The organism is Streptomyces sp. NPDC102274 (assembly GCF_044766385.1).
Lineage (GTDB): Bacteria > Actinomycetota > Actinomycetes > Streptomycetales > Streptomycetaceae > Streptomyces.
This window is the reverse complement of the sequence record NZ_JBIWLW010000009.1, coordinates 207754-229801: the sequence shown is the minus strand read 5'-3', so window position 1 is coordinate 229801 and position 22048 is coordinate 207754. Positions and strand designations below refer to the sequence as shown.

21 protein-coding genes and 7 tRNA genes are annotated in these 22048 nt (G+C 71.3%); 14 read left to right on the top strand and 14 right to left on the bottom strand.

Going from position 1 to position 22048, the window contains the following annotated elements; genetic code table 11:
- Nucleotides 1–5: 5 nt before the first annotated feature.
- Nucleotides 6–1226: a protein kinase gene (locus ACIRQP_RS15625; RefSeq protein WP_403889439.1), complete on the bottom strand. Its 1221-nt coding sequence runs from the start codon at nucleotides 1224–1226 to the stop codon at nucleotides 6–8.
- A gap of 205 nt (nucleotides 1227–1431) precedes the next feature.
- On the opposite strand from ACIRQP_RS15625, the gene ACIRQP_RS15620 reads away from it, so the two are divergent.
- The 4 genes from ACIRQP_RS15620 (at nucleotide 1432) to ACIRQP_RS15605 (ending at nucleotide 3723) form a co-directional block, all read left to right on the top strand.
- The gene (locus ACIRQP_RS15620; RefSeq protein ID WP_403889270.1) at nucleotides 1432–1701 is read left to right on the top strand and encodes a hypothetical protein; all 270 of its coding nucleotides are present in this window, start codon (nucleotides 1432–1434) and stop codon (nucleotides 1699–1701) included.
- 189 nt (nucleotides 1702–1890) lie between these two features.
- Nucleotides 1891–2097 (top strand): hypothetical protein, encoded by a 207-nt coding sequence (locus ACIRQP_RS15615; RefSeq protein ID WP_030355447.1) that lies wholly within the window; start codon nucleotides 1891–1893, stop codon nucleotides 2095–2097.
- Nucleotides 2098–2285: 188 nt separating this feature from the next.
- Entirely contained in the window at nucleotides 2286–3338 is a 1053-nt protein-coding gene (locus ACIRQP_RS15610; RefSeq protein WP_403889266.1) for a phosphotransferase family protein, read from the top strand.
- Between the two features lie 79 nt (nucleotides 3339–3417).
- Nucleotides 3418–3723, top strand: a complete 306-nt coding sequence (locus ACIRQP_RS15605; protein ID WP_403889264.1) for a zf-TFIIB domain-containing protein — start codon at nucleotides 3418–3420, stop codon at nucleotides 3721–3723.
- Between the two features lie 90 nt (nucleotides 3724–3813).
- Here ACIRQP_RS15605 and ACIRQP_RS15600 read toward each other — a convergent pair.
- The 5 genes from ACIRQP_RS15600 to ACIRQP_RS15580 all read right to left on the bottom strand — a co-directional run bounded on the left by ACIRQP_RS15600 (nucleotide 3814) and on the right by ACIRQP_RS15580 (nucleotide 4257).
- A tRNA-Val gene (locus tag ACIRQP_RS15600) sits at nucleotides 3814–3885 on the bottom strand.
- 23 nt (nucleotides 3886–3908) lie between these two features.
- Nucleotides 3909–3980: transfer RNA gene (locus ACIRQP_RS15595), tRNA-Val, on the bottom strand.
- Nucleotides 3981–4000: 20 nt separating this feature from the next.
- Nucleotides 4001–4072: transfer RNA gene (locus ACIRQP_RS15590), tRNA-Val, on the bottom strand.
- A 1-nt stretch (nucleotide 4073) separates the two neighbouring features.
- Nucleotides 4074–4147 (bottom strand) — tRNA-Cys (locus ACIRQP_RS15585).
- 37 nt (nucleotides 4148–4184) lie between these two features.
- Nucleotides 4185–4257 (bottom strand) — tRNA-Gly (locus tag ACIRQP_RS15580).
- A 156-nt stretch (nucleotides 4258–4413) separates the two neighbouring features.
- Between ACIRQP_RS15580 and ACIRQP_RS15575 the strand changes: the two genes are divergently transcribed.
- From ACIRQP_RS15575 to ACIRQP_RS15565, 3 genes are all read left to right on the top strand, one after another.
- Nucleotides 4414–5469, top strand: coding sequence for a chorismate-binding protein (locus tag ACIRQP_RS15575; protein WP_403889261.1), 1056 nt, complete (start codon nucleotides 4414–4416; stop codon nucleotides 5467–5469).
- Nucleotides 5470–6291 (top strand): aminotransferase class IV, encoded by an 822-nt coding sequence (locus ACIRQP_RS15570; protein ID WP_403889258.1) that lies wholly within the window; start codon nucleotides 5470–5472, stop codon nucleotides 6289–6291.
- Between the two features lie 70 nt (nucleotides 6292–6361).
- Nucleotides 6362–7201: a GNAT family N-acetyltransferase gene (locus ACIRQP_RS15565; protein ID WP_403889255.1), complete on the top strand. Its 840-nt coding sequence runs from the start codon at nucleotides 6362–6364 to the stop codon at nucleotides 7199–7201.
- Between the two features lie 19 nt (nucleotides 7202–7220).
- Here ACIRQP_RS15565 and ACIRQP_RS15560 read toward each other — a convergent pair whose 3' ends face one another.
- Nucleotides 7221–7733 carry a DsbA family protein gene (locus ACIRQP_RS15560; protein ID WP_403889252.1) on the bottom strand — a complete coding sequence of 171 codons (513 nt, stop codon included), beginning with the start codon at nucleotides 7731–7733 and terminating at the stop codon, nucleotides 7221–7223.
- Between the two features lie 179 nt (nucleotides 7734–7912).
- Here ACIRQP_RS15560 and ACIRQP_RS15555 point away from each other — a divergent pair, with 179 nt between their 5' ends.
- Both ACIRQP_RS15555 and ACIRQP_RS15550 read left to right on the top strand, forming a co-directional pair.
- Nucleotides 7913–8362, top strand: a complete 450-nt coding sequence (locus tag ACIRQP_RS15555; protein ID WP_403889249.1) for a hypothetical protein — start codon at nucleotides 7913–7915, stop codon at nucleotides 8360–8362.
- A gap of 178 nt (nucleotides 8363–8540) precedes the next feature.
- Nucleotides 8541–8693 (top strand): hypothetical protein, encoded by a 153-nt coding sequence (locus tag ACIRQP_RS15550; protein ID WP_403889246.1) that lies wholly within the window; start codon nucleotides 8541–8543, stop codon nucleotides 8691–8693.
- Between the two features lie 6 nt (nucleotides 8694–8699).
- Here ACIRQP_RS15550 and ACIRQP_RS15545 read toward each other — a convergent pair whose 3' ends face one another.
- Nucleotides 8700–9275 (bottom strand): CGNR zinc finger domain-containing protein, encoded by a 576-nt coding sequence (locus tag ACIRQP_RS15545; protein ID WP_403889243.1) that lies wholly within the window; start codon nucleotides 9273–9275, stop codon nucleotides 8700–8702.
- A 209-nt stretch (nucleotides 9276–9484) separates the two neighbouring features.
- A complete protein-coding gene (locus ACIRQP_RS15540; RefSeq protein ID WP_003959770.1) occupies nucleotides 9485–9898 on the bottom strand; it encodes an SsgA family sporulation/cell division regulator in 414 nt (137 codons plus the stop codon).
- A gap of 190 nt (nucleotides 9899–10088) precedes the next feature.
- Here ACIRQP_RS15540 and ACIRQP_RS15535 point away from each other — a divergent pair, with 190 nt between their 5' ends.
- Nucleotides 10089–10559, top strand: coding sequence for a TIGR02611 family protein (locus ACIRQP_RS15535; protein WP_403889240.1), 471 nt, complete (start codon nucleotides 10089–10091; stop codon nucleotides 10557–10559).
- A gap of 54 nt (nucleotides 10560–10613) precedes the next feature.
- A tRNA-Val gene (locus tag ACIRQP_RS15530) sits at nucleotides 10614–10685 on the top strand.
- Nucleotides 10686–10743: 58 nt separating this feature from the next.
- On the opposite strand, the gene ACIRQP_RS15525 is transcribed toward ACIRQP_RS15530, so the two are convergent.
- On the bottom strand, nucleotides 10744–13251 hold the full coding sequence (locus ACIRQP_RS15525) for an SCO7613 C-terminal domain-containing membrane protein (protein WP_403889237.1): 2508 nt from the start codon (nucleotides 13249–13251) through the stop codon (nucleotides 10744–10746).
- Between the two features lie 124 nt (nucleotides 13252–13375).
- On the opposite strand from ACIRQP_RS15525, the gene ACIRQP_RS15520 reads away from it, so the two are divergent.
- A tRNA-Val gene (locus ACIRQP_RS15520) sits at nucleotides 13376–13447 on the top strand.
- A gap of 73 nt (nucleotides 13448–13520) precedes the next feature.
- On the opposite strand, the gene ACIRQP_RS15515 is transcribed toward ACIRQP_RS15520, so the two are convergent.
- Entirely contained in the window at nucleotides 13521–14255 is a 735-nt protein-coding gene (locus ACIRQP_RS15515) for a 3'-5' exonuclease (RefSeq protein WP_403889233.1), read from the bottom strand.
- Between the two features lie 239 nt (nucleotides 14256–14494).
- On the opposite strand from ACIRQP_RS15515, the gene thrS reads away from it, so the two are divergent.
- Nucleotides 14495–16471 carry a threonine--tRNA ligase gene (thrS, locus tag ACIRQP_RS15510; RefSeq protein ID WP_403889230.1) on the top strand — a complete coding sequence of 659 codons (1977 nt, stop codon included), beginning with the start codon at nucleotides 14495–14497 and terminating at the stop codon, nucleotides 16469–16471.
- A gap of 65 nt (nucleotides 16472–16536) precedes the next feature.
- Here the strand turns inward: thrS and ACIRQP_RS15505 are convergent, their stop codons facing one another.
- Complete coding sequence (locus ACIRQP_RS15505; protein ID WP_403889227.1) at nucleotides 16537–17226, bottom strand: potassium channel family protein; 690 nt, start codon at nucleotides 17224–17226, stop codon at nucleotides 16537–16539.
- 66 nt (nucleotides 17227–17292) lie between these two features.
- Between ACIRQP_RS15505 and ACIRQP_RS15500 the strand changes: the two genes are divergently transcribed.
- Nucleotides 17293–17865: an HIT family protein gene (locus ACIRQP_RS15500; RefSeq protein ID WP_403889224.1), complete on the top strand. Its 573-nt coding sequence runs from the start codon at nucleotides 17293–17295 to the stop codon at nucleotides 17863–17865.
- Nucleotides 17866–17885: 20 nt separating this feature from the next.
- Here the strand turns inward: ACIRQP_RS15500 and ACIRQP_RS15495 are convergent, their stop codons facing one another.
- Together ACIRQP_RS15495 and ACIRQP_RS15490 are read right to left on the bottom strand one after the other, a co-directional pair.
- Nucleotides 17886–19541 carry a hypothetical protein gene (locus tag ACIRQP_RS15495; RefSeq protein WP_403889221.1) on the bottom strand — a complete coding sequence of 552 codons (1656 nt, stop codon included), beginning with the start codon at nucleotides 19539–19541 and terminating at the stop codon, nucleotides 17886–17888.
- Nucleotides 19542–19803: 262 nt separating this feature from the next.
- On the bottom strand, nucleotides 19804–22011 hold the full coding sequence (locus ACIRQP_RS15490; protein ID WP_403889218.1) for an elongation factor G-like protein EF-G2: 2208 nt from the start codon (nucleotides 22009–22011) through the stop codon (nucleotides 19804–19806).
- Nucleotides 22012–22048 lie beyond the last annotated feature (37 nt).

Genomic DNA, 22048 nt, shown 5'->3' with positions numbered 1-22048 from the left:
ACGGCTCAGAGCTGCTGGGCCGCCGCGATGCCCAGCGCGACGATCAGGGTCACGACGACGAAGACGAACAGCCGCTGCCGCAGCAGACGCGGGTTGGCGGGCCGCAGCTTGCCCGAACTCGTCCGGGGACCGGTCTTCGGCCGGCCGCCGCCCGTACGCGAGGCGCCGCGGGACTGCGGAGGGCGCGGCGAGCCGTTGCGGGGTGCGGAACCGCCGGTACGGGGGGAAGAGCCGGTGGTCCGGGAGGGCCCGGGACGCGACGCCGGGCCGCCCCGCGCTCCCGGCGTACGGCTCGGCGCGCCGTGTTCGGCGGTCCGCTCCGTATACCGCTCGGTCACCCGGCCGGTCGGCAGCTCCTGCCCGCTCCGCGTCCGCTGTACGGGCGGTCGACCGGCCGAGAGCCCCTGGGCCTCCCGTGCCGCGATCTCCTTGAGCCGCATCGAGAGCTGGAGCGTGCTGGGACGCTCCTCCGGATCCTTGGCCAGACAGGCCCGCACCAGCGGAGCGAGCGCGTCGGGCACCCCGTGGAGATGTGCCTCCTCATGGACCACCCGGTAGAGCATGACCTCGGAACTGCCGTGCCCGAACGGGGAGTCGGCGGTCGCCGCGTACGCCAGCGTGGCGCCCAGCGAGAACACGTCCGTGGCGGGGGTGACCGTCGCGCCGCGCACCTGTTCCGGGGCGAGGAAGCCGGGCGACCCGACCGCCGTACCGACATGGGTCAGCGTGCTCGCGCCGGTCGCCCAGGCGATGCCGAAATCGATGATGCGCGGGCCCTTGGGAGAGAGCAGGATGTTCGACGGCTTGAGATCGCGGTGGACGACGCCCGCCTCGTGCACGGCCACCAGCCCCTCGGAGAGCGCGGCGCCCACCGAGGCGACCTCGGCCGCCGGGAGCGGCCCCTCCTCGTTGACCTTGTCGTGCAGTGAGGGGCCCGGCACGTACTGGGTGGCGAACCACGGGCGGTCCGCGTCGAGATCCGCGGCCACCAGCCGTGCCGTACAGCCGCCCCGGATCCGCCGCGCGGCGGATACCTCGCGGGCGAACCGCGACCGGAACTCCTGATCCTCGGCCAGATCCGGCCGGATCACCTTCAGCGCGACCCGCTGCCCGCGCCGGTCCGAGCCCAGGTACACGACCCCCATCCCGCCGGCCCCCAGCCGCCGGTGGATCCTGAACGAACCGACGACACGCGGGTCCTCGCGCCGGAGCCGCATCATCGCCATGTCCATCCCCGCTGCCCGGTCGTCCGTGTGACGTGGCACAGCTTACGTACCCGCGCCCCGGCGCGCTCATAGGCCGCGCCCTCGCGCACGGACCGATTGTCAGTGCCGGGTGGGAAACTTGAAGGGTGGTCAGGGGAGTGGCTGAGCCCACGTCCTCCGGCCGGTGCGTGATCTCAAAGGTCTGACGCAGAAGGGGGATTGGATTGTGAAGGGTGATCGGGTGGAGATAGTCGTGGACGCGGGGGACACGACACGGACCTACGAAGTGGTGGCGAGCCGGGCGGGCCGCAGGGTGGAGACCGCGGTGCGCCGGGGAGTGGTGGAAGTGAGCGAAGTCACCCGCAGCGGAGGGGTGGTCAGAACGGCGCGGTTCATGGCCACGCGGGTTCTCGCGCTGGTCGAGCAGCCGGTGCCCCGGGTGGAGTCCTCGGAGCGCTCCGAAGGGCGTCCCGTCCGGGATGACCCCAGGGCCTAGGGCCTCCTCTCCACCCAGGGGAGTACGTGACCGGTGTCCGGCTCATCCTCCGGGAGGCCCGGCAATGGGTACGCGGGCATGACGACCGGGGCCCGGCGGATCCCTAATGTTGAGGTCAAGCGGCGGGTGCGGTACTCGTCCCCCGAGGTCAGACACTCGCCGCTCTCGGAACAGGACAGGAGAGGGACCATGGCGGACACGGCATCGAGGGCGATGATCCGTACGCAGGGACGCAAGGCGTTCGCCGCGTTCGGCGGGCGCCGGTCCGGCACCCGCCACCCCCTGGTGGCGACCGCCATGGTCCTTCCTCTGGCAGCCCTGCTGGTGGTCGTCTTCGGCGGCTGGGAAGCAGTGGTGACACAAGCGTCGTCCGTGGGCGTGATGCTGGGGCGCTGAGCGGCGCTTCGGATCCGGGAGAGCGGCCCGGGTCGGGGACATCCGGCCAACAACCCCGTGGGGACGGGGGTGCGGCGGACGGCAGCGTTTGGCCGGTCAGCTGGGGAGCTGACCGGCCATCGCGCTGTCCGGGCCCGGTTCCGCCGCCGTACGCTCGCCACGGAACACCACGCATCAGAGGGGCCTCCGTGACCGCATCCGTCGTACGCGCCCTGGGCCGCGTCGCCCGTGACACCGCCCATCCGGCGGTGCGCGCGGCGGACCCGGCGGGCTGCCGGGCCTGCGGCCGGGGGAGCACCGTCCTCGCCGACCGGCCGGACGGGACCGTCGTACGGCACGGCGAGGTCGTCGCCAAGGCCCACGCCGACGGTACGGACCACCCCGGGCACCGCGTCAGGCTCGCCGTCGCCGCGCATCCCCTGCTCGCGGGGATTCTGCTGCCGCCGCTTCCGGCCGCCACCGCGGAGGTGGCCGGCCGGCCGGTGACCGTGTGGCCGTACGGCACCCCGGTCGACCCCGCCGACCCCGACGCCGCCCCCTGGGAGCAGGCCGGCGCGCTCCTCGCCCGGCTGCACACCGTGCCGCTCGCGGCGCTGTCCGAGGCCGTGGTCGAGACCGGAGCCGCGGCGGGAGCCGGAGCCCTCGACCGAGCCCTCGCCGGAGCGGGCGGCGGCTCCGGGCTGCCGGACATGCGGGGCCCCGCGAAGGCCGCCCGTGCCGTCGCCCGGATGCGCGCCGCGGGACCTCACCCCGCCGCCGGTCCCGTACAACGCGCCTGGCAGTGCCTGCCCGCCTGGGCCCGTGGCGAGGCGCGCGCGCCGGGACCGTACGCCCTCTGCCACGGCGATCTGCACCTGGGCCAGCTCGTACGCCACCCTGCCCCCGACGGTCCCTGGCTGCTCATCGACATCGACGACCTCGGACTCGGCGACCCGGCCTGGGACTTGGCCCGCCCCGCCGCCTGGTACGCCGCCGGACTGCTGCCTCCCGAGACCTGGCTGCGCTTCCTCGGTGCCTACCGGTCCGCGCACGGCCCCGCCGTGCCCGCCGACCCCGACGCGGATCCCTGGCCACGGCTGGATGTCCCGGCCCGCGCCCTCGCCGTGCAGACCGCCGCGCTGGCCCTCGCCAAGTCGGCCACCGAGGGCCGGGACCCGGATGACATCGAACTGCTGATGATCGACGCCTGCGCGCGGATCGCGGACCTCGCAACCGAGTTGTCGCCCGGGGCGTCGTCGTAGAGTGAGGCCAGAGATGAATCCACGGCCGCCGGGAGCGTGTTACGGCGATGCCGGACGAATGGCGAGGAGCGAGCCGACCATGCAGTGTCCCAAGTGCCACGCGGCGATGCACACATACAACCGCAACGGTGTCCAGATAGAGCAGTGCAGCGGCTGCCGGGGGATCTTCCTCGACTACGGCGAGCTGGAGTCTCTGACCCGCCTGGAATCGCAGTGGTCGCAGCAGGCGCCGCCCGCACAGCAGGCGCCCCCGCCCCCGCAGGCGTACCCCGCGGCCCCCGCCCCCGCCTGGGGCGCGCCGCAGCACGGCGGCGGCCACTACGGAGGTCATCACGGTGGCCACCACCGCCAGAAGAGCTTCGGACGGATGCTCTTCTCCTCCTGATCCCGCTGAGACACGACTGCTGAGCGAGACACGACTGCTGAGCACACGACGAAGCCCCCGGCCATGGAGACGGCCGGGGGCTTCGGACGGTGCGCGATACTGGGATTGAACCAGTGACCTCTTCCGTGTCAGGGAAGCGCTCTCCCGCTGAGCTAATCGCGCGGGTGGGACTCGCGTGTGCTGCGTGCGCGATACTGGGATTGAACCAGTGACCTCTTCCGTGTCAGGGAAGCGCTCTCCCGCTGAGCTAATCGCGCGGGAATCCGGATGGATCCAGTGGACGATACTGGGATTGAACCAGTGACCTCTTCCGTGTCAGGGAAGCGCTCTCCCGCTGAGCTAATCGTCCTTGGAGGTGGAGACGGGATTTGAACCCGTGTAGACGGCTTTGCAGGCCGTTGCCTCGCCTCTCGGCCACTCCACCAGGAGTACGGGGGTTCGGGAAGGATCCCCCATAATCGAGCGGACGACCAGGTTCGAACTGGCGACCTCAACCTTGGCAAGGTTGCGCTCTACCAACTGAGCTACGTCCGCGTATCGTTTCCGGCCCGTGCGTACGGCCCGGCGACGTGTTGAACTCTAGCGGATTCCGGGGCCAGCACAAAAACGCGTTTCCGCAGCGTGCTGGGGTGCGTTCGCCGTACGTTCAGCCCGGAGCGGCCCAACGGAGGCTGTTCTAGACTCGCAAGCGTGCACGACCTCGCTCCTTTGGCCCGCTTCGGCGGCCTTGTCGCCTCCGGTCTGCGGGATGTCACCCATGATCCGGAAGCGCTCGACTCCGCCGGGTTCTGGGCGGTCGCCGCGGACTTCGAGGGCCGTCTCACCTGCGCTCGCTTCGACGAAGTACGGTCCGAAGCGGTGCCCGCGCCGGTGCCGGGGCGGTGGCGCGGACCCGCCGCCGGTGACTGGACGTCGTCGCTCGACCGCGACGCGTACACCAAGGGGGTCCGCCGGATCCGCGAGTACATCGCGGCGGGCGATGTGTACCAGGTCAATCTCTGCCGGGTGCTCTCCGCCCCGCTGCCCGCTCCGGACACGGCCGACGTCGACGCGCTGACCGCTCTGCTCGCGCGCGACAACCCCGCTCCGTACGCCGGAACGATCCGGCTGCCCGCGCACGGCGTGGAGATCGCGACCGCCTCGCCCGAGCTGTATCTGAGTAAGGCCGGCCGTACCGTCGAGTCCGGTCCGATCAAGGGCACCGCCCGTACCGCGGAAGAGATGCTGGAGAAGGATCACGCCGAGAACGTGATGATCGTGGACCTCGTCCGCAATGACCTGGGCCGTGTCTGCGCCACCGGATCCGTGACGGTCCCCGCGCTCTGCGCGGTGGAGCCGCACCCCGGACTGGTCCATCTCGTCTCGACCGTACGGGGCGAGCTCGCCGAGAAGGCCGGCTGGCCGGAGCTGCTGCCCGCCACGTTCCCGCCCGGCTCGGTCACCGGCGCCCCGAAGTCCAGCGCCCTGCGGATCATCGAAGAGCTGGAGACCGCCCCGCGCGGCCCCTACTGCGGAGGTATCGGCTGGGTCGACGCCGACCGCGGCACGGCCGCGCTGGCCGTCGGGATCCGTACCTTCTGGATCGACCGCGACGCGGCACCCGGACCCGTCCTGCGCTTCGGCGCCGGAGCGGGCATCACCTGGGGATCCGACCCCGAGGGCGAGTGGGCGGAGACCGAACTGAAGGCCGCACGGCTGCTCGCGATAGCGTCGGGTGCGTACCAAGCGAGTGGAAGGACCGGGTAGATGAAGATCTGGGTCAACGGCGGACTCCATACGGCCGAGGGTGCCCTCGTGTCCGTGTTCGATCATGGGCTGACCGTGGGGGACGGCATCTTCGAGACGGTCAAGGCCGTCCAGGGCCGGCCCTTCGCCCTCACCCGCCATCTGGAACGGCTGGGCCGCTCGGCCCGCGGGCTCGGGCTGCCGGAACCGGATCTCGACGAGGTACGCCGCGCCTGCGCGGCCGTTCTCGACGCCAACCCGGTGGAGCTGGGGCGGCTGCGGATCACCTACACCGGCGGGCTCTCCCCGCTCGGTTCCGACCGGGGAGACGCGGGGCCGACCCTGGTGGTCGCCGTCGGCGGGACGAAGCGCCGCCCCGACACCACCGCCGCCATCACCGTCCCGTGGACGCGCAACGAGCGCGGCGCGGTGACCGGCCTCAAGACCACCTCGTACGCGGAGAACGTCGTCGCCCTCGCGCGGGCGCGCGAGCGGGGCGCGAGTGAGGCGCTCTTCGCCAATACGGTCGGCGCGCTCTGCGAGGGCACGGGCTCCAATGTCTTCGTCGTCCTCGACGGCGAGTTGCACACCCCGCCGCTCGCGTCCGGCTGCCTCGCCGGCATCACCCGGGCCCTGACGGCCGAGTGGTGCGGTGCCCATGAGACGGATCTGCCGCTGGACGTCCTGGAGCGGGCGGACGAGATCTTCCTGACCTCCACGCTGCGTGACGTACAGGCCGTCCACCGTCTTGACGACCGTCAACTCCCCGCCGCCCCCGGGCCGGTGACCACCAAGGCGATGCGCGTCTTCGAGGAACGGGCCGGCGCCGACCTGGATCCCTGAGACCCGTGAGCGGCGCGGCCGGTCCGTAAAGCGGATGACTCCGCGCCGCGCGGCGGGTACAACTCCCCTGATGACCACCACTCTGCGGCCGACCGGGCCGCTTCAGCAGGCCGGCGACGGCGGGAAATCACGCTCCTACGAGGTTTGCGTGAACAGCCGCCGCGTCGGCACGATCGAACTCGGCACGCATCCCGGCTTCGGCCACAAGGCCGGGATCATCAAGGCCCTGCGCATCGATGAACCCGACCGCAGGCGCGGCCGGGGCACCGTCGCCGCGCTCGCCGCCGAGGAGGTGCTGCGCGGCTGGGGCTGCGGCCAGGTGCTGGCCTCCGCACCGCCCGACGCGGTGCCCGCGCTCCATATGCTGGAGTCCCTGGGCTACACCGAGCGCAGCCGCAACATGGCCAAGCCGGTGCCGCCCCGCGCCCCCGAGCTCCCGGCGGATGTCGAGAGCCGTCCGATGAACGACGCGGAGTACGAGATCTGGGAGGCACAAGCCTCCGACGACTACGCGCGCGACTGGATGGCCCGGGGCGTGCCGCCGGAGCAGGCCCGTGCCAAGGCGGAGGCGAGTCACCGCGAGATCCTCCCCGAGGGCCTGGCCACCCCCGGCGTCTCGATCAGCGTCCTCGTCCACGCGGGAACCGTCGTCGGCCATGTGTGGATCGCGCCGTCCGAGGTGCGGCCCGGCGAGAGGGGTTCGTGGGTGTTCGACGTCGCGGTGACCGAGGACCAGCGTGGCAAGGGCTACGGCCGCGCGCTGATGCTGCTCGCCGAGCGGACGGCACTGGAGACCGGGCACAGCCTGCTGGGGCTGCATGTGTTCGCGAACAACACCCCGGCCGTCCGGCTGTACGAATCGCTCCAGTACGCCACCACGAACCGCAACTTCTTCAAGCAGCTGCTCTGAGCGCCGCCCCGGACACGGCCTAAGCGCTCGCCAGCAACCGGTCCGCGATCTCCTGGACGCGCCCGAGCAGCCCTTCCTGGCTCTTGCCGCCGTCCAGCCGCTCGTCCCCGATGACATACGTGGGGGTGCCGGTGACCCCGATCGCCTTGCCCTCGGCCTGGTCGGCGTCGACGGCCAGGAGGTGCCGGCCGTCGATCAGCGCGGTGTCGAACTCCTCGGCGTCCAGCCCCAGCTCACGGGCCACCTCCAGCAGGACGGGTTCCCCCGTGGCCGTCAGCTCCGCCGTCCTGGCCAGTACGGCTTCGATGTACGGCCAGCCGCGCCCCTGCTCCGCGGCCTCCTCGGCGGCCTGCGCGGCGGCGTACGCGTGCTTGTGCTTCTCCAGGGGGAAGTGCCGCAGCCGCGGCTCCAGCCGGTCCCCGTAGCGGGCGCGCAGCGCGCGCAGATCGTTCAGGGCCCGGTGGCAGTCGGGGCACTCGAGGTCGCACCAGACGTCGAGGACGACGGGGCGGATGGTGGTGGAGTCGTTCATGGGACCAGTCTTCCAGCCCGCCGTACCCCCGGCCGACCGGGACCTGGGGAGGATCCCGTCCCCGAGATCTCCCCCAGATCCGCCCGGCCTCGCCCCGGACCGTGGCCCCGGCCGGTCGCGAGGTGCAGGATGGAGAGCGAGAAGTATCCGGCCGAGACGCGCCCCGCCTGGAGGACCTGATGATTGCCGAGACCATTTGCTCCGCGGTGTCAGCAGCGGGCCTGGGCATCGCCGCGATCACGGCGTACCGGAAGCGCTTCCTCGCGGCGACCCGCATCGCCGCCTATGCGCTGGTGCCGGTGGCGCTGGCGATGACGGGCATCGTGAAGTGGGCCGCCAACACGGCGTTCAGCCCGATGGCGTGGGCGGGCTTCGGGGTTCTGGCGGTGGCGTGGCTGCTGTTCATGACCACCCGCGCGGTGGAGCGCCGACGGGGCGGCACGCGCAAGGAGCGCAGAGCCGCGGCGAAGGCCGCGCGCCAGGACGCCGCGGTCGAACCCGCCGCGTCCGCGCCCTCGCTGGGCCCCGGCACCCGGCCGGCCGCTCAGCCCAAGGCCCGGCAGCCCGCCGCGAAGCCGGGGGACGACTTCAGCGACATCGAGGCCATTCTCAAGAAGCACGGCATCTGAGCCCCCCGCGACCGACCCGGAGCGCGCTCCCCGTTTACCCGAGTGCGGGGCAGCATCGCAGGTGAGACGGGATTCGGTGGGATTTCGGGGACGTTTTTAACGGAATATGATGAACTCCCGCTCCGAGGACGCGTGTTGGTCAACGGCCCGGTTCGGGGTACGTCATGATCGCCCCGAGATGCTCGATACCTCACGGGGCGACCCCCCCGCACCCACCGATGAGCAGCGCGGTTGTCTTTTCGCGCTCTCCCAGCCGCCGTTGATGATCTTCCTCACGGTGATCGGCTCGCTGCTGCTGATGGCGGCGGTGCACGATCTCTTCCTGTTGTGAGCGCTGTCAGCCGGCCGCCGCTTCCTTGCGACGTGCCCGGTACGCGGCCACATGCAGTCGGTTGCCGCAGGTGCGGCTGTCGCAGTAACGGCGCGAGCGGTTCCGCGACAGGTCGACGAACGCGTGCCCGCAGTCCGGGGCCTCGCAGCGGCGCAGCCTTTCCTGCTCCCCGGCCACGACCATGAACGCCAGCGCCATGCCGCAGTCGGCGGCGAGATGATCGGCGACGGAGGCGCCCGGCGCGAAGTAGTGCACATGCCAGTCGTAGCCGTCGTGATCGGTCAGCTGCGGCGTCGTCCCCGCGGCCGCGACCAGCTGATTGATCAGATCGGCCGCGGAGCGCGGGTCCGGCGCCGCGAAGACCTCCGCGAACAGGGCCCGTACGTTCAGTACGGCCCGCAGATCGCGGTTGCCGAGATCACCCACCCCGCTGATGTCATGGTTCCGTACGAAGCCGTACAGCGCCTCGACGTCCCCGAGCCCGTCCGTAGCGCCGACGCCGCCCGAATCCTCCTCCGGCGCGGTGTTCACCAGATCGACGACCGTGTCGAGGGCGATCCGGGTGTCGTGTGGAATCAGCACGATCCGCTCCCTGGCCTGCCGCGGGCCGGTGCCCGCCGAATCCCGCCGACTTTAGTCGCTGCCCGCGCCGGACGGGGCCGGGGCGTGAACGCGCCGGCGCCGTCGTCGCGGTGGTTTCCGCGGCGACGGCGCCGGTGTCCTCCGTATGCGGTTGTCCGCGCGGCGCCGTCTCCCCGAGTCGGACGGCGCCGTGCAGCTCTCTGCCTGGCTCAGCTCTCGGCCAGGATGTGTGAGAGCTCCGTGTCGAGGTCGAAGTGACGATGCTCGGTGCCCGGTGGCACCGCGGCGTCGGTCCGCTTGAGGAACGACTCCAGGGCCCGCGCCGGGGCCTCGAGCAGGGCTTCGCCCTCCGGGGAGCTCAGTGCGATGCAGACGACGCCCTGACCGTGACTGCGGGACGGCCAGACTCTGACGTCGCCGGTGCCGGTGGGCCGGTGCAGCCCCTCGGCGAGAAGGTCGCGGGCGAAGACCCACTCGACCGTCTCTTCGGCTCCGGTGTGGAAGGTGGCGTGCACGGCATAGGGATCGGCCGTGTCATACCGGAGGCCCGCGGGTACAGGCAGTGAGGACTCGCTCGATACAACGAGGCGCAGGTGCAGCTCGCAGCTGACCGTGGTGTTCATAAGCGCCAGGGCCTTTCGCTCAGTGTGCGCTCGGGGATTCGCACGTCGGCGAAGTCGACATGCCACCTACGGTGCCGTTGTAAACCCCTCTGTCTGTTTTGTGATTCTTCGGGTAGCTCGTACGGCGGTGTGTGACTTCGGGTTATACGGCCATTCCAGTGACGCGGGCGATTCCGGTAGGTTGGGAATCATGCATGCGGAGAGTGACGAGCGGGGGCAGGTCGTGGTGCCGACGGCTGAGCGACCCGTCGCGGGGGACGTGGCGGAGGGTGTGACGGTGGAGCCGGAGCGTGAGCTAGGGTCCCGGGCGCCCCGGTTCGTCAAGGCGTCGCGGACGCTCCATCTGAGCTGGCAGGTCGGCGTGTTCGTCGTCGGCCTCGCGGTGGTGGTCGCGGGCGTCTCCATGCTCGTGCTGCCGGGGCCCGGCTGGCTGGTGATCTTCGGCGGTATGGCGATATGGGCGACCGAGTTCGTCTGGGCGCAGCTGGTGCTGCGCTGGACCCGGCGCAAGGTCACCGAGGCGGCTCGGAAAGCCCTGGACCCGAAGGTCAGACGGCGCAACATCATCCTCACCACCATCGGCGTCGTGATCATCGTCGTACTGCTCGGGATCTATCTCTGGAAGTTCGGGATCGTCATGCCCTGGAAGATCGACCAGTGACCCGTTACGCGTACGGGGACGCCGCTGACATGGGGTAATGTGTGCGGTGCGTCCGGGCGATTAGCTCAGTGGGAGAGCGCTTCGTTCACACCGAAGAGGTCACTGGTTCGAACCCAGTATCGCCCACCCGGAACCGAGGCTCCGAAGACCCGCGAGGTCTTCGGAGCCTCAGTCGTTTCTCCCGTCACCGCATCCGGCGCAGTGTCCCGCGAAGCCGGCGAGCCTCTCGCTGACGCTGTTCGTACGTCGCCCCCACCGCGAGGAGCAGCAGCCCGGCGAGGGCCGGCGGCAGCCAGCGCGGCAGTACGCCCGCCAACTGCGCGACGTACGGCGCGAGCTCGTGCAGCGCGTCCAGCGCCAGCGCCGCACCGCCCAGCACCAGCGGCGCCTGGAGCCTCAGCCGGGCTCCGGCGAGGGTGAGCGCCAGCGCCGCCAGGCCGAGCAGCAGCGGCCTCGGCCAGTCCGGGTCGCCCCAGGCCGCCGGCAGACTCGGCAGCAGCGTCGCCGCCAGCCCCGGGCCGTACGCGGTCCACGACGAGGCTTCCGGGTCGCGTCGGCGCCGCAGCAGCCCGACGGCGAGCGCGGGCAGCGTCACCGGCAGCGTGTACGCCTCAGGCGCCGACACACCGGACGAGGCCAGCCGTACCCACGTGGCGAGGACGAAGAGCGCGGTGGCGGCGTACCCGGCCACCCGCCGCCGCTCGGTCCGTACCGCCGTGCCCGCCGCGATCACCCCGCACAGCGAGAGCACCAGCGCCAGCACGGGCGCCCGGCCCGAGGCGAGGGCCACGGCGAGCATCGCGGCCCCGGCGGCGGTCAGCTCGATCGGCGGCGCCACCGGATGACGCCGCAGCCGGGCGCCCAGCAGCGCCACGGCCGCGGGTACGGCCAGAAGCGCCGGGGCGGTGCGTTCGGCGGGCAGCCCGGCCGCCGGGCAGGCCGCGGCCACCAGTGCGGTCGCGTACCCGACGGCCACGCAGGCGAGGAGCGCCCGCACCGGCCGTGAAGCCGCCTGGGCGCCCGCTGCGGCGCCTCGCGCGTGTACGGTCTCCGCCGCGACGGCCGCGGCCGTGAACAGCACGCACAGCGCCGCGAGCGTCGTCACCGTCGCGGTCCGGGTGGCGAGGGCCAGCAGCGACACGGAGAGCGAGCTCGCCAGGGCGCAGACCAGCGCGGTGACCGTCACCGCCGTACCCGCCGTACCCGCCGGAGTGTGCGGGCGCACGACGACCGCCAGCAGGACCGCCGTCAGCACCAGGGGCGCCGCCACCGCCGCCGGGTACCCCAGGTCCAGCGCGGGCGGCGCCACCAGAACGGCGGCCCAGCCGAGCGCGACAGCACCGCCGAGCGCCGGGACGCGCCACTGCCGCTCGCCGCCGGAGCCCGGCGCGCCGGGCAGCAGGCGGTACGCGCTCGCCGCCACCCCGGCCGCGATCAGCAGCACCAGTGGCGCCGTCGGCCGCGACGCCCAGGGAAGATCCACACCGAACGCCGCACGCGCGTCGCCCGGAGCCCCCGTCCAGACCGCCGTGATCCGGCTCAGCGCGCCCAGCAGCACCACGGCCGGCGCCGGCAGCGTCCAGAGGACCGAGGCCGCCGTCACCGCCCCGGCCGCGCCGGCCAGTCCCCGTATCACCGCACGCGGCAGCCGGGTCCGTACGACCGTGAACAGCGCGACCCCGCACAGCAGATACCCGAGCACGGCCGCGCCGTCGGGCACGGCCGTGCGCACCACACCGCCGGCCGCCGCGACCGCCGCCAGGCCCGCCACCACCGCGCACGCGGACGCCATATGACCAGGGCCTGTCCGGCTGATCTTCGCGCGCCCCGCCATGAACAGCCCGAGCCCCGCCGCCGCGAGCAGGAGCACGCCGGGCCGGGCCGCCGTGAGCGGCGTTCCGGCCGCCACCGAGAGCGAACCACCCGTCAGCAGCGCCGCTCCCGCCGTCGCGCAGGCGGCCACGACCGTGACGGTCCGTACGGCGCCCGGCTTCAGCCACCGGGCGAGCGCCGTGTCCAGCGCGGCTGTCACCAGCAGGGCCCAGGCCGTCGTCAGCGCCGACGCCTCGATGGCCAGAGACCCCAGAAACAGCGGGAGTTGGGCCGTCACCAGCGCGGCGGGCAGCGGAAGCCGGAGCCGGCCGAGCGCCGATCCGTACCCGGCCCAGAGCGCGGCGAGCACGGCGGCGGCGCCCGCCGTGTAGTGGAGGCCGTCCGTTCGGGGGAGCGCCACCTCGTGCAGCGCGTACGCGTCGAGCACCATCAGCGCCAGCGCGAACGCGGCCACCGCCTCCGCGGTCGAGGCGAGCTTCCGGCGCAGCAGCACCGCCGGAACGGCCAGCGCCGCGACCGTGATGACCGTCAGTACCGCCGCCCGGCCACCGACGCTCAGATGCCCCCAGCTGACCAGGGTGAACGCGATCGCGGCGACCGTCAGCAGCATCCCGCCCAGCGCGAGGAGCACATTCTGCGCACTGGGTGGGGATACCTCCCCGGCGGCGAGCGGGGTGGGAGACGGCGGCGAGCCGGGCGGGGCTGGGAGCGCGTACGGCCACGGCGGCGGCGCGGACCGCGCGAGAAGACTCAGCAGCTGCGCCCTGCGTGCCAGCAACTGGCCCCTGCGCGCGTCGAGTCGGACCAGTTCCTGGTCGATCATCGCCAGCTCCTGGCCGGGCGGCGGAATGTTCTCCATGGACAGCGAGTGTGTTCGGCGCCACACGGTCCGCCATCGGCGCGCGTACTCAGATACGCGGGTGAGTACGCCGTATTCGGTTTGAAGGAAGCCCGCGAGGACCTGTATGGTTCAGTTCGTTCCCGGGCGATTAGCTCAGTGGGAGAGCGCTTCGTTCACACCGAAGAGGTCACTGGTTCGAACCCAGTATCGCCCACCGGGAAAGGCCGGTCCGTCGATGACGGACCGGCCTTCGCGCGTTACGCACCGCTTGAGGCGCGCCCCTCCGATCAGGCTGCCTCGGCGGGCAGTTCGGGCCGCAGGGGCCAGGACGGTTCCGTCGCATCCTCGCCGCCGCGCGAGAACCAGGTCTGCTGCCCCCGGGTCTGCGCCGCGTGCCAGACGGCCTGGAGCGTATGCAGCTCCATGGCGCTCAGCCGCTCCATCCGCGCGGAGAAACGCCGTCCGACCGCGCGCACGACGTCGAGCGCCGCCTGCGCGGCCAGTTCACCACCGGTCGCGTCCCGCACCCCGTCCAGCTCGATCTCGTAGTGGGCGCAGAGATCGGCGAGCGTACGGCCGCCCTTGCGGTACCGGTCCAGATGGTTGTCGAGGACCAAGGGGTCCAGTACACACAGCGGTACGTTCTGTAAACACTCGGCGAGGGACGAGGCGCGGTGGCGGCGCAGTTCACGGTCGAGGACCGTCAAGTCGAACGGCGCGTCCATCACCACGAGCGGTCGGCCCGCCGCGCACTGCCCGGCCAGCGCCCGCGCCATCTCCTCCGTCACCGGCGCCGGCCAGCGGCCGTTGCGGTGCAGGAAGTCATCGGTGAGCCCGTGTACCTCGGTGGCGGCCGCGGGCACCGGCACACCGGGATCGATCAGCCAGCGCGTCACCCGCGGCCGGGCGCCCGCCATGTCCTGGACGACCAGAGCGGCCGAAACGATCCGGTCCTCCTCGACGTCCACCCCCGTCGTCTCGGTGTCGAATGCGGCCAGCGGCCCTTCGTACCAACACGTCATTCCCGAACTCCTCGCGCATGAGCGGCAGATGTTCCGGCTCTGCCCGAAAAGGGGATACCCGGACAGGTCGTGCGGTACGCACCGTGTCCGGTGAGCGCCGTACGGTGACCGGCCCGCGGGCGGGGCCGCCCCGCGTCCGCCGGCCCCACGGCAAACCGTTTCGCGTGCGGTCCTCCGGGCTCGGTACGATTCAGAGCGCGCAGTGTCCGCTGTCGCGCCCCGTGAGTCAGGAGAGACCGGTGTCAGACGTCCGTGTGATCATCCAACGCGATTCCGAGCGGGAAGAGCGCGTGGTGACGACGGGCACTACGGCGGCCGAGCTCTTCCCCGGTGAGCGCACCGTGATCGCCGCGCGTGTGGGCGGCGAGCTGAAGGACCTCGCGTACGAGATCGGTGAGGGCGAGATCGTCGAGCCCGTCGAGATCTCCTCCAAGGACGGCCTCGACATCCTGCGCCACTCCACCGCGCATGTCATGGCGCAGGCCGTGCAGGAGCTGCACCCCGAGGCCAAGCTGGGCATCGGCCCGCCGGTCAAGGACGGCTTCTACTACGACTTCGACGTGGCGACCCCCTTCACCCCCGATGACCTCAAGGCCATCGAGAAGAAGATGCAGGAGATCCAGAAGCGCGGGCAGCGCTTCTCGCGCCGCGTCGTCACCGACGAAGCTGCCCGCGAGGAGCTGGCGGCCGAGCCGTACAAGCTGGAGCTCATCGGCATCAAGGGCGCGGCCTCCACCGACGACGGCGCGGATGTCGAGGTGGGCGGCGGCGAGCTGACCATCTACGACAACCTGGACGCCAAGACCGGCGAGCTGTGCTGGAAGGACCTCTGCCGCGGCCCCCACCTGCCCACCACCCGCAACATCCCGGCGTTCAAGCTGATGCGGAACGCCGCCGCGTACTGGCGGGGCAGCGAGAAGAACCCGATGCTCCAACGCATCTACGGCACCGCGTGGCCGTCGAAGGAAGAGCTGAAGGCACATCTGGAGTTCCTCGCCGAGGCCGAGAAGCGCGATCACCGCAAGCTCGGCAGCGAACTGGATCTGTTCTCCTTCCCCGACGAGGTCGGTTCGGGTCTCGCGGTCTTCCACCCCAAGGGCGGCGTCATCCGCCGGGCGATGGAGGACTACTCGCGCCGCCGGCACGAGGAGGAGGGGTACGAGTTCGTCTACACGCCGCACGCCACCAAGGGGAAGCTCTTCGAGAAGTCCGGGCACCTGGACTGGTACGCCGACGGCATGTACCCGCCCATGCAGCTCGACGAGGGCGTGGACTACTACCTCAAGCCCATGAACTGCCCGATGCACAACCTGATCTTCGACGCGCGGGGACGGTCCTACCGTGAGCTGCCGCTGCGGCTGTTCGAGTTCGGGACGGTCTACCGGTACGAGAAGTCCGGCGTCGTGCACGGACTGACCCGGGCCCGCGGCTTCACCCAGGACGACGCGCACATCTACTGCACCAAGGAGCAGATGGCGGACGAGCTGGACTCGACGCTCACCTTCGTACTGAACCTGCTGCGCGACTACGGTCTGACCGACTTCTATCTGGAGCTGTCCACCAAGGACCCGGAGAAGTTCGTCGGCACGGACGAGGCGTGGGAGGAGGCCACCGAGGTCCTGCGCGCGGTGGCCGAGAAGCAGGGGCTGCCGCTGACCCCCGACCCGGGTGGCGCGGCGTTCTACGGTCCGAAGATCTCGGTGCAGGCGCGGGACGCCATCGGCCGTACGTGGCAGATGTCGACGGTGCAGCTGGACTTCAATCTGCCTGAGCGCTTCAACCTGGAGTACACCTCGCCGGACGGGTCCAAGCAGCGCCCGGTCATGATCCACCGCGCGCTGTTCGGCTCCATCGAGCGCTTCTTCGCGGTGCTCCTGGAGCACTACGCGGGCGCGTTCCCGGCGTGGCTGGCACCGGTGCAGGCGTTGGGCATCCCGATCGGCGACGCGCACATCCCGTACCTCCAGGAGTTCGCCAAGACGGCGCGGGCCAGGGGGCTGCGGGTCGAGGTGGACTCGTCGTCCGACCGTATGCAGAAGAAGATCAGGAACGCGCAGAAGCAGAAGGTTCCGTTCATGATCATCGCGGGTGACGAGGACATGGCCAACGGCGCCGTCTCCTTCCGCTACCGCGACGGTTCGCAGGAGAACGGGATCCCCCTCGACGAGGCCATCGCGAAGATCGCCAAGGTCGTCGACGAGCGCGCCCAGATCTGAGGCCGAGGTCGGGCCCCAGCCCGCGGTCGGGTCCGAGACCGCGGTCGGGTCCGAGACCTGACCGGTCAGGACGGTGCCCCCGGAGAGCCATCGCTCCCCGGGGGCCCCTCCTCGTCCTCCCTGCCGAAGATCTGGATCAGCCAGGACGAGAACGAACCGGTCACCGCGCCGAGCAGCGCCAGTCCGCACGCCATCAGGAACACCGCGAACACCCGGCCGAGCGGCGTCACGGGCGTCACATCGCCGTAGCCGACGGTGGTGATCGCCGAGCAGGCCCACCAGACCGAGTCGCCGAACGTGGTGATCGTGGCCCCCGGCGCGTCGTGCTCCTGCTGATAGACGGCGAGGGCCGCGGCGAAGCTCAGCAGGACGGACGAGATCCCGGCGTACGCCATCACCCGCCCGTAGAGACTGAGCCGGGGTCGCTCCCGGCGCCGCCGGAGCGTCACATAGATGTTCACGATCCGCAGCGGACGCAGCAGCGGCAGTACCAGTACGACGGTGTCCAGCCAGTGCGTACGGACGAACCGGAGCCCCTGGCCGCTGAGCACCAGTCGCACCCCGTAGTCCACCGCGAAGAGCAGCCAGATCAGCAGGGCCAGGGCCTCCGCGAAGTCGCGCCAGAACGGGTCGGTGCCGTGGTGCAGGACGCGTACCGCGTAGCAGACGAGGAACAGCACCGAGGCCACCAGGAGCGGCAGCTCCGTACGCCGCTCCCAGCCGAGCTGCCGGTCGGGGCCATTTCGGACATGCATCGCCCCAGCATCGCGGGGGCCCGTCGGGCACGGGCCCGGCGACACGCTCCGCGGGGCCGAAGTCATATGCTGCACAGCATGACGAGTGAGCCGGAGCAGCAGATCGGAGTGGGGACCCAGGACGCGTTCCAGCGCCTGTGGACGCCCCATCGGATGGCCTACATCCAGGGCGAGAACAAGCCCACCGGGCCGGGCGCCGAGGACGGCTGTCCCTTCTGCTCCATCCCGTCCAAGTCCGACGAGGACGGACTGGTGATCGCGCGCGGCGAGCGGGTGTACGCGGTGCTGAACCTCTACCCGTACAACGGCGGGCATCTGATGGTGGTGCCGTTCCGTCATGTCGCCGACTACACGGAGCTGGACGAGGCGGAGACCGCCGAGCTCGGCCTGTTCACCAAGCGGGCGATGACCGCGCTCCGTACGGCGTCCGGGGCGCACGGCTTCAACATCGGGATGAACCAGGGCACGGTGGCAGGGGCCGGGATCGCCGCCCATCTGCACCAGCATGTGGTGCCGCGCTGGGGCGGCGACACCAACTTCATGCCTGTCGTCGGACATACGAAGGTGCTTCCGCAGCTGCTCGCCGACACCCGGACCATGCTGGCCGATGCCTGGCCGCACCGGACGCCCGCACAGTAGGCGGCGCCGTCGGACACGGCCTACGCGTCGTAGGCGTCGGCCTTCTTCGGTGACAGATCCTGCACCGCGCCGCTCAGCGAGGAGGCACGGCCCTTGAAGCGCTCGGTGTCCACGCCGTGGTCCTCGAGGACCCGCAACGCGGCGTTGTGCGCCACGCGCAGTACGGGGGTGGCGGCGCGCATCGCGTCGTCGGCCATGAAGCGGTGGCGCCAGGGCTGATCGGCCCAGGCGTGCCGCAGACCGAAGGGCTCGGGCAGCGACAGCTTGCCGCCGAGGAAGTCCAGGATCGGCGGATACCAGGTGAAGGGCGCGCGGACCGCGAGCCGCACCACCTCGGGCGGCTCGACCAGGGGCAGCGTCCGTGAGGTGGTCTCCCAGAACCGGATCGTCTTGGCGACAGTGACCTTCTTCGGCGAGGACTTCGTCGTGAACAGGGAGTGCACGGGGCCCAGGGCATGGCCGGTGACCTCGATACGCAGGGTCTCGTGGAGCACGGTGACCGTGATCATCATCGTGATCACCAGCTGGCCGTCCCAGAGGACGAACTGCACGCCCAGATAGTGCCGGTCGCCGCTGCCGAACTGCTGGTGGTTGCAGATGCGCTGTATCTCGTGGGGCTTGACCTGGAACGCCTCCACGTCCTGGCCCTCACGCCGGGACACCGAGCCCGCGCCCTCGCCGACCGGCGACACGATCCAGTGCTTCACCGAAGGCGTCGGAAAACCACCGGAGTTGAGGGGCCCGCGCTCCAACATCTTCATCTGGTCATGGATCGCCCGTATCACGTCATAGGCGCGGAACTGGTGGATCTCCTTGCCCGCGTCCTTGGGGACGAGCTCCTCGGCCAGCTGCCAGCTGCCCCAGCGGGTGCCCATGCCCAATATGCCCTTGGGGCCGGCGTAGAAGACCATGTTGGACCGCTGCTCGGCGGTGAGCTTCTCCAGGCCCTGGCGGAGCGCCTCCCGGGTCGCGTCACCAGGGTTCCCCGGCACGGCTTCGGGGATCTTGGCCCCCACGCCGCCGCCCGAGAGGAGATTGTCCCAGCGGGTGCGCAGATCCTTCGCCGTCGTCTCGCAGATCCGCCTGGCGACCAGCCAGCCGACGACGGGCGCGACGATCATGCCGCGCAGATACCAGCCGAGCACGCCGTTGAACGGCAGCGCGACCAGAACGATCACGGCCAGCACCGCCACCGCGAGCAGCAGGGCGCCGCCCACCATGCCGGTCCGCTTGTCCTTGGCCCCCGCCAGCGTGCGGCGCAGCTGGAACACGCCCAGCCAGAGCAGCAGTCCGGGCAGGAACAGCACTCCGAACACCACGGTCACGGCGGTGAGTTTGGAATCACGCTCCTTGCGGATACGCGTCGCCGCCAGGGCGTGCTCCACCACCGTCTGCGGCTCCATGCCGAAGGACTGGATCAGCGCGCCACGGCCGCCGCCGAGCATCCGGAGCTGTACGGCACGGGAGAACGCCTCGCCCAGATTCGGTTCGAAGAGCGAGAACTTGCCCTTCGAGACGGTGGACTTGTGCCGTTCGTTGTCGGCCTTGAGGATCTCCTCGACCGGACTGTCCCGGTACGCGGCCGAGGCGAGGGCATGCGTCGCCGCGGTCTGTCCCGCCGAACCCAGGAGCGGGACCTGTGCCCCCGGGCCGAAGTCGAATACGTCGTCCGCCACTGACGCCCCTTCGCCACAAGGATCCGCTTGCCGCGGCCGGCTTACCGGCGCGCGTGCCCCGCACACCTGCTGGAGCTGGGCACCTCAGCGTAACCGGGCCGCACCCTCCGCGTCAGGAGACCTGGCGCTCTTTCGCCAGACGTGGCACCCGAAAGGTTGGAACGGGGCAACTCTCCGGCCCCGGAACGGATTTACCGGAAGGATTTACCGGAAGGACCTGCGGGAAAGGACTTCAGACCCCTTCACCAGAACCGGACAGGGCTCAGACCCCGGCCTCCTCCTTCTCGCGCAGCCGGTCCGCGACCGCGGGCGGCATCGGCTCGTGGCGCGCGTACGACCGGCTGAAGCGGCCGGTGCCGTGCGAGACCGACCGCAGGTCCACCGCGTACCGGCCGATCTCCAGCTCCGGGACCTCCGCCTTCACCAACGTCCTTCCCGGCCCGGCCTGTTCGGTGCCGACCACCCGGCCGCGCCGGCCGGACAGATCGCTCATCACCGGACCCACGTACTCGTCGGGCACCAGGACCGCCAACTCGGCGACCGGCTCCAGCAGATGGATGGACGCGTCGCCCGCCGCCTCGCGCAGCGCCAGGGCGCCCGCCGTCTGGAACGCGGCGTCGGAGGAGTCCACCGAGTGGGCCTTGCCGTCCAGCAGCGTGATCCGGATGTCGACGAGCGGATGACCCGCCGCGACACCGCGCGCCGCCTGGAGGCGTATGCCCTTCTCGACGGAGGGGATGAACTGCCGCGGCACCGCGCCGCCCACGACCTTGTCGACGAACTCGATCCCGGACCCGGGAGGCAGCGGATCCACCTCGATCTCACAGATCGCGAACTGGCCGTGGCCACCGGACTGCTTCACATGCCGGCCGCGCCCCGCGGAGCTCTCGCCGAAGGTCTCACGCAACGCGACCCGGTACGGTACGGCGTCCACCTGCACGCCGTACCGGCCGCGCAGCCGGTCCAGCGCGACCTCCCGATGGGCCTCGCCCAGGCACCAGAGCACCACCTGATGGGTGTCCTGGTTCTGTTCGAGCCGCATCGTCGGGTCCTCCGCGACCAACCGCGCGAGCCCCTGGGACAGTTTGTCCTCGTCCGCCTTGCTGTGCGCCTCGACGGCCAGTGGCAGCAGCGGATCGGGCATGGTCCAGGGCTCCACCAGGAGCGGATCGTCCTTGGCGGACAGCGTGTCGCCCGTCTCGGCGCGGGACAGCTTCCCGACACAGGCCAGATCACCGGCGACGCAGTGCGCCAGCACGCGCTGCTGCTTGCCGAAGGGGGAGGACAGGGCGCCGATCCGCTCGTCGACGTCGTGATCCTCGTGTCCCCGGTCGGTCAGGCCATGGCCCGAGACATGGACCGTCTCGTCCGGCCGCAGGGTGCCGGAGAAGACCCGTACGAGAGAGATCCTGCCGACGTACGGGTCCGAGGCGGTCTTGACCACCTCGGCGACCAGCGGACCCCGCGGATCGCAGTGGATTTCCGGGCGCGGGGCGCCCCGCGGGGTGGTCACGGCGGGGGCCGGCCGCTCCAGCGGGGTCGGGAAGCCGTCGGCGATCAGGTTCAGCATCTCGACCGTACCCAGGCCCTGCCGGGCGCCGGGCGGCGCGGGAGCCGCCGCGAGCACCGGATGGAAGACACCGCGCGCCACGGCCTTCTCCAGATCCTCGATCAGCGTCTTGACGTCGATCTCCGCGCCGCCGAGGTAGCGGTCCATGAGGGTCTCGTCCTCGCTCCCCGCGATGATCCCCTCGATCAGCCGGTCACGGGCCTCCTCGATCCGCGGCAGCTCGCCGGGGCCGGGCGGATTCTCCCGGCGCTCCCCGGAGGCGTAGTCGAAGGTCTTCCGCGACAGCAGCCCCACGAGCCCGGTGCACGGCGCGTGTCCGTCGGGGCCCTCCGCTCCGTGCACCGGGAGATAGAGCGGCAGTACGGCGTCCGGATCGTCCCCGCCGAAGATCCGCGCGCAGATCCGGGTCATCTCGTCGAAGCCGGTGCGCGCCGTGTCCAGATGCGTGACGACGATCGCGCGCGGCATCCCGACCGCCGCGCACTCGTCCCAGACCGTACGGGTCGCACCCGCCACGGCCTCCGCCTCCTGGGCGGCGGACACAACGAAGAGGGCCGCGTCCGCAGCCCGCAGACCGGCCCTCAGCTCCCCGACGAAATCCGCGTAGCCGGGGGTGTCCAGTAGATTGATCTTGCATCCGCCCCATTCCAGGGGCACGAGAGAGAGCTGTACGGAGCGCTGCTGGCGGTGCTCGATCTCGTCGTAGTCCGAGACGGTCGCGCCGTCCTCGACCCGGCCCGCCCGGTTCACCGCTCCGGCGGTGAGCGCGAGAGCCTCGACCAGAGTGGTCTTGCCCGAACCGCTGTGGCCCACCAGCACCACGTTCCGTACGGACGCGGGCCGGTCGGCCGTCGGCGCCCTTCCGGCGGCCCCGGGGTGTATATGCGCCTTGTCGCCCATGATTCCTGCCTCCCGATCGTCCAGGTGAGGGGATGGA

What these genes read in the sequence shown, in the direction of transcription:
- ACIRQP_RS15625 (WP_403889439.1), bottom strand. Translation starts at nt 1,226, where the DNA reads ATGGCGATGATGCGGCTCCGGCGCGAGGACCCGCGTGTCGTCGGTTCG.
- ACIRQP_RS15615 (WP_030355447.1), top strand. Translation starts at nt 1,891, where the DNA reads ATGGCGGACACGGCATCGAGGGCGATGATCCGTACGCAGGGACGCAAG.
- ACIRQP_RS15605 (WP_403889264.1), top strand. Translation starts at nt 3,418, where the DNA reads ATGCAGTGTCCCAAGTGCCACGCGGCGATGCACACATACAACCGCAAC.
- ACIRQP_RS15570 (WP_403889258.1), top strand. Translation starts at nt 5,470, where the DNA reads ATGAAGATCTGGGTCAACGGCGGACTCCATACGGCCGAGGGTGCCCTC.
- ACIRQP_RS15565 (WP_403889255.1), top strand. Translation starts at nt 6,362, where the DNA reads ATGACCACCACTCTGCGGCCGACCGGGCCGCTTCAGCAGGCCGGCGAC.
- ACIRQP_RS15560 (WP_403889252.1), bottom strand. Translation starts at nt 7,733, where the DNA reads ATGAACGACTCCACCACCATCCGCCCCGTCGTCCTCGACGTCTGGTGC.
- ACIRQP_RS15555 (WP_403889249.1), top strand. Translation starts at nt 7,913, where the DNA reads ATGATTGCCGAGACCATTTGCTCCGCGGTGTCAGCAGCGGGCCTGGGC.
- ACIRQP_RS15550 (WP_403889246.1), top strand. Translation starts at nt 8,541, where the DNA reads ATGCTCGATACCTCACGGGGCGACCCCCCCGCACCCACCGATGAGCAG.
- ACIRQP_RS15540 (WP_003959770.1), bottom strand. Translation starts at nt 9,898, where the DNA reads ATGAACACCACGGTCAGCTGCGAGCTGCACCTGCGCCTCGTTGTATCG.
- ACIRQP_RS15535 (WP_403889240.1), top strand. Translation starts at nt 10,089, where the DNA reads ATGCATGCGGAGAGTGACGAGCGGGGGCAGGTCGTGGTGCCGACGGCT.
- ACIRQP_RS15525 (WP_403889237.1), bottom strand. Translation starts at nt 13,251, where the DNA reads ATGGAGAACATTCCGCCGCCCGGCCAGGAGCTGGCGATGATCGACCAG.
- ACIRQP_RS15515 (WP_403889233.1), bottom strand. Translation starts at nt 14,255, where the DNA reads ATGACGTGTTGGTACGAAGGGCCGCTGGCCGCATTCGACACCGAGACG.
- ACIRQP_RS15505 (WP_403889227.1), bottom strand. Translation starts at nt 17,226, where the DNA reads ATGCATGTCCGAAATGGCCCCGACCGGCAGCTCGGCTGGGAGCGGCGT.
- ACIRQP_RS15500 (WP_403889224.1), top strand. Translation starts at nt 17,293, where the DNA reads ATGCTGCACAGCATGACGAGTGAGCCGGAGCAGCAGATCGGAGTGGGG.
- ACIRQP_RS15490 (WP_403889218.1), bottom strand. Translation starts at nt 22,011, where the DNA reads ATGGGCGACAAGGCGCATATACACCCCGGGGCCGCCGGAAGGGCGCCG.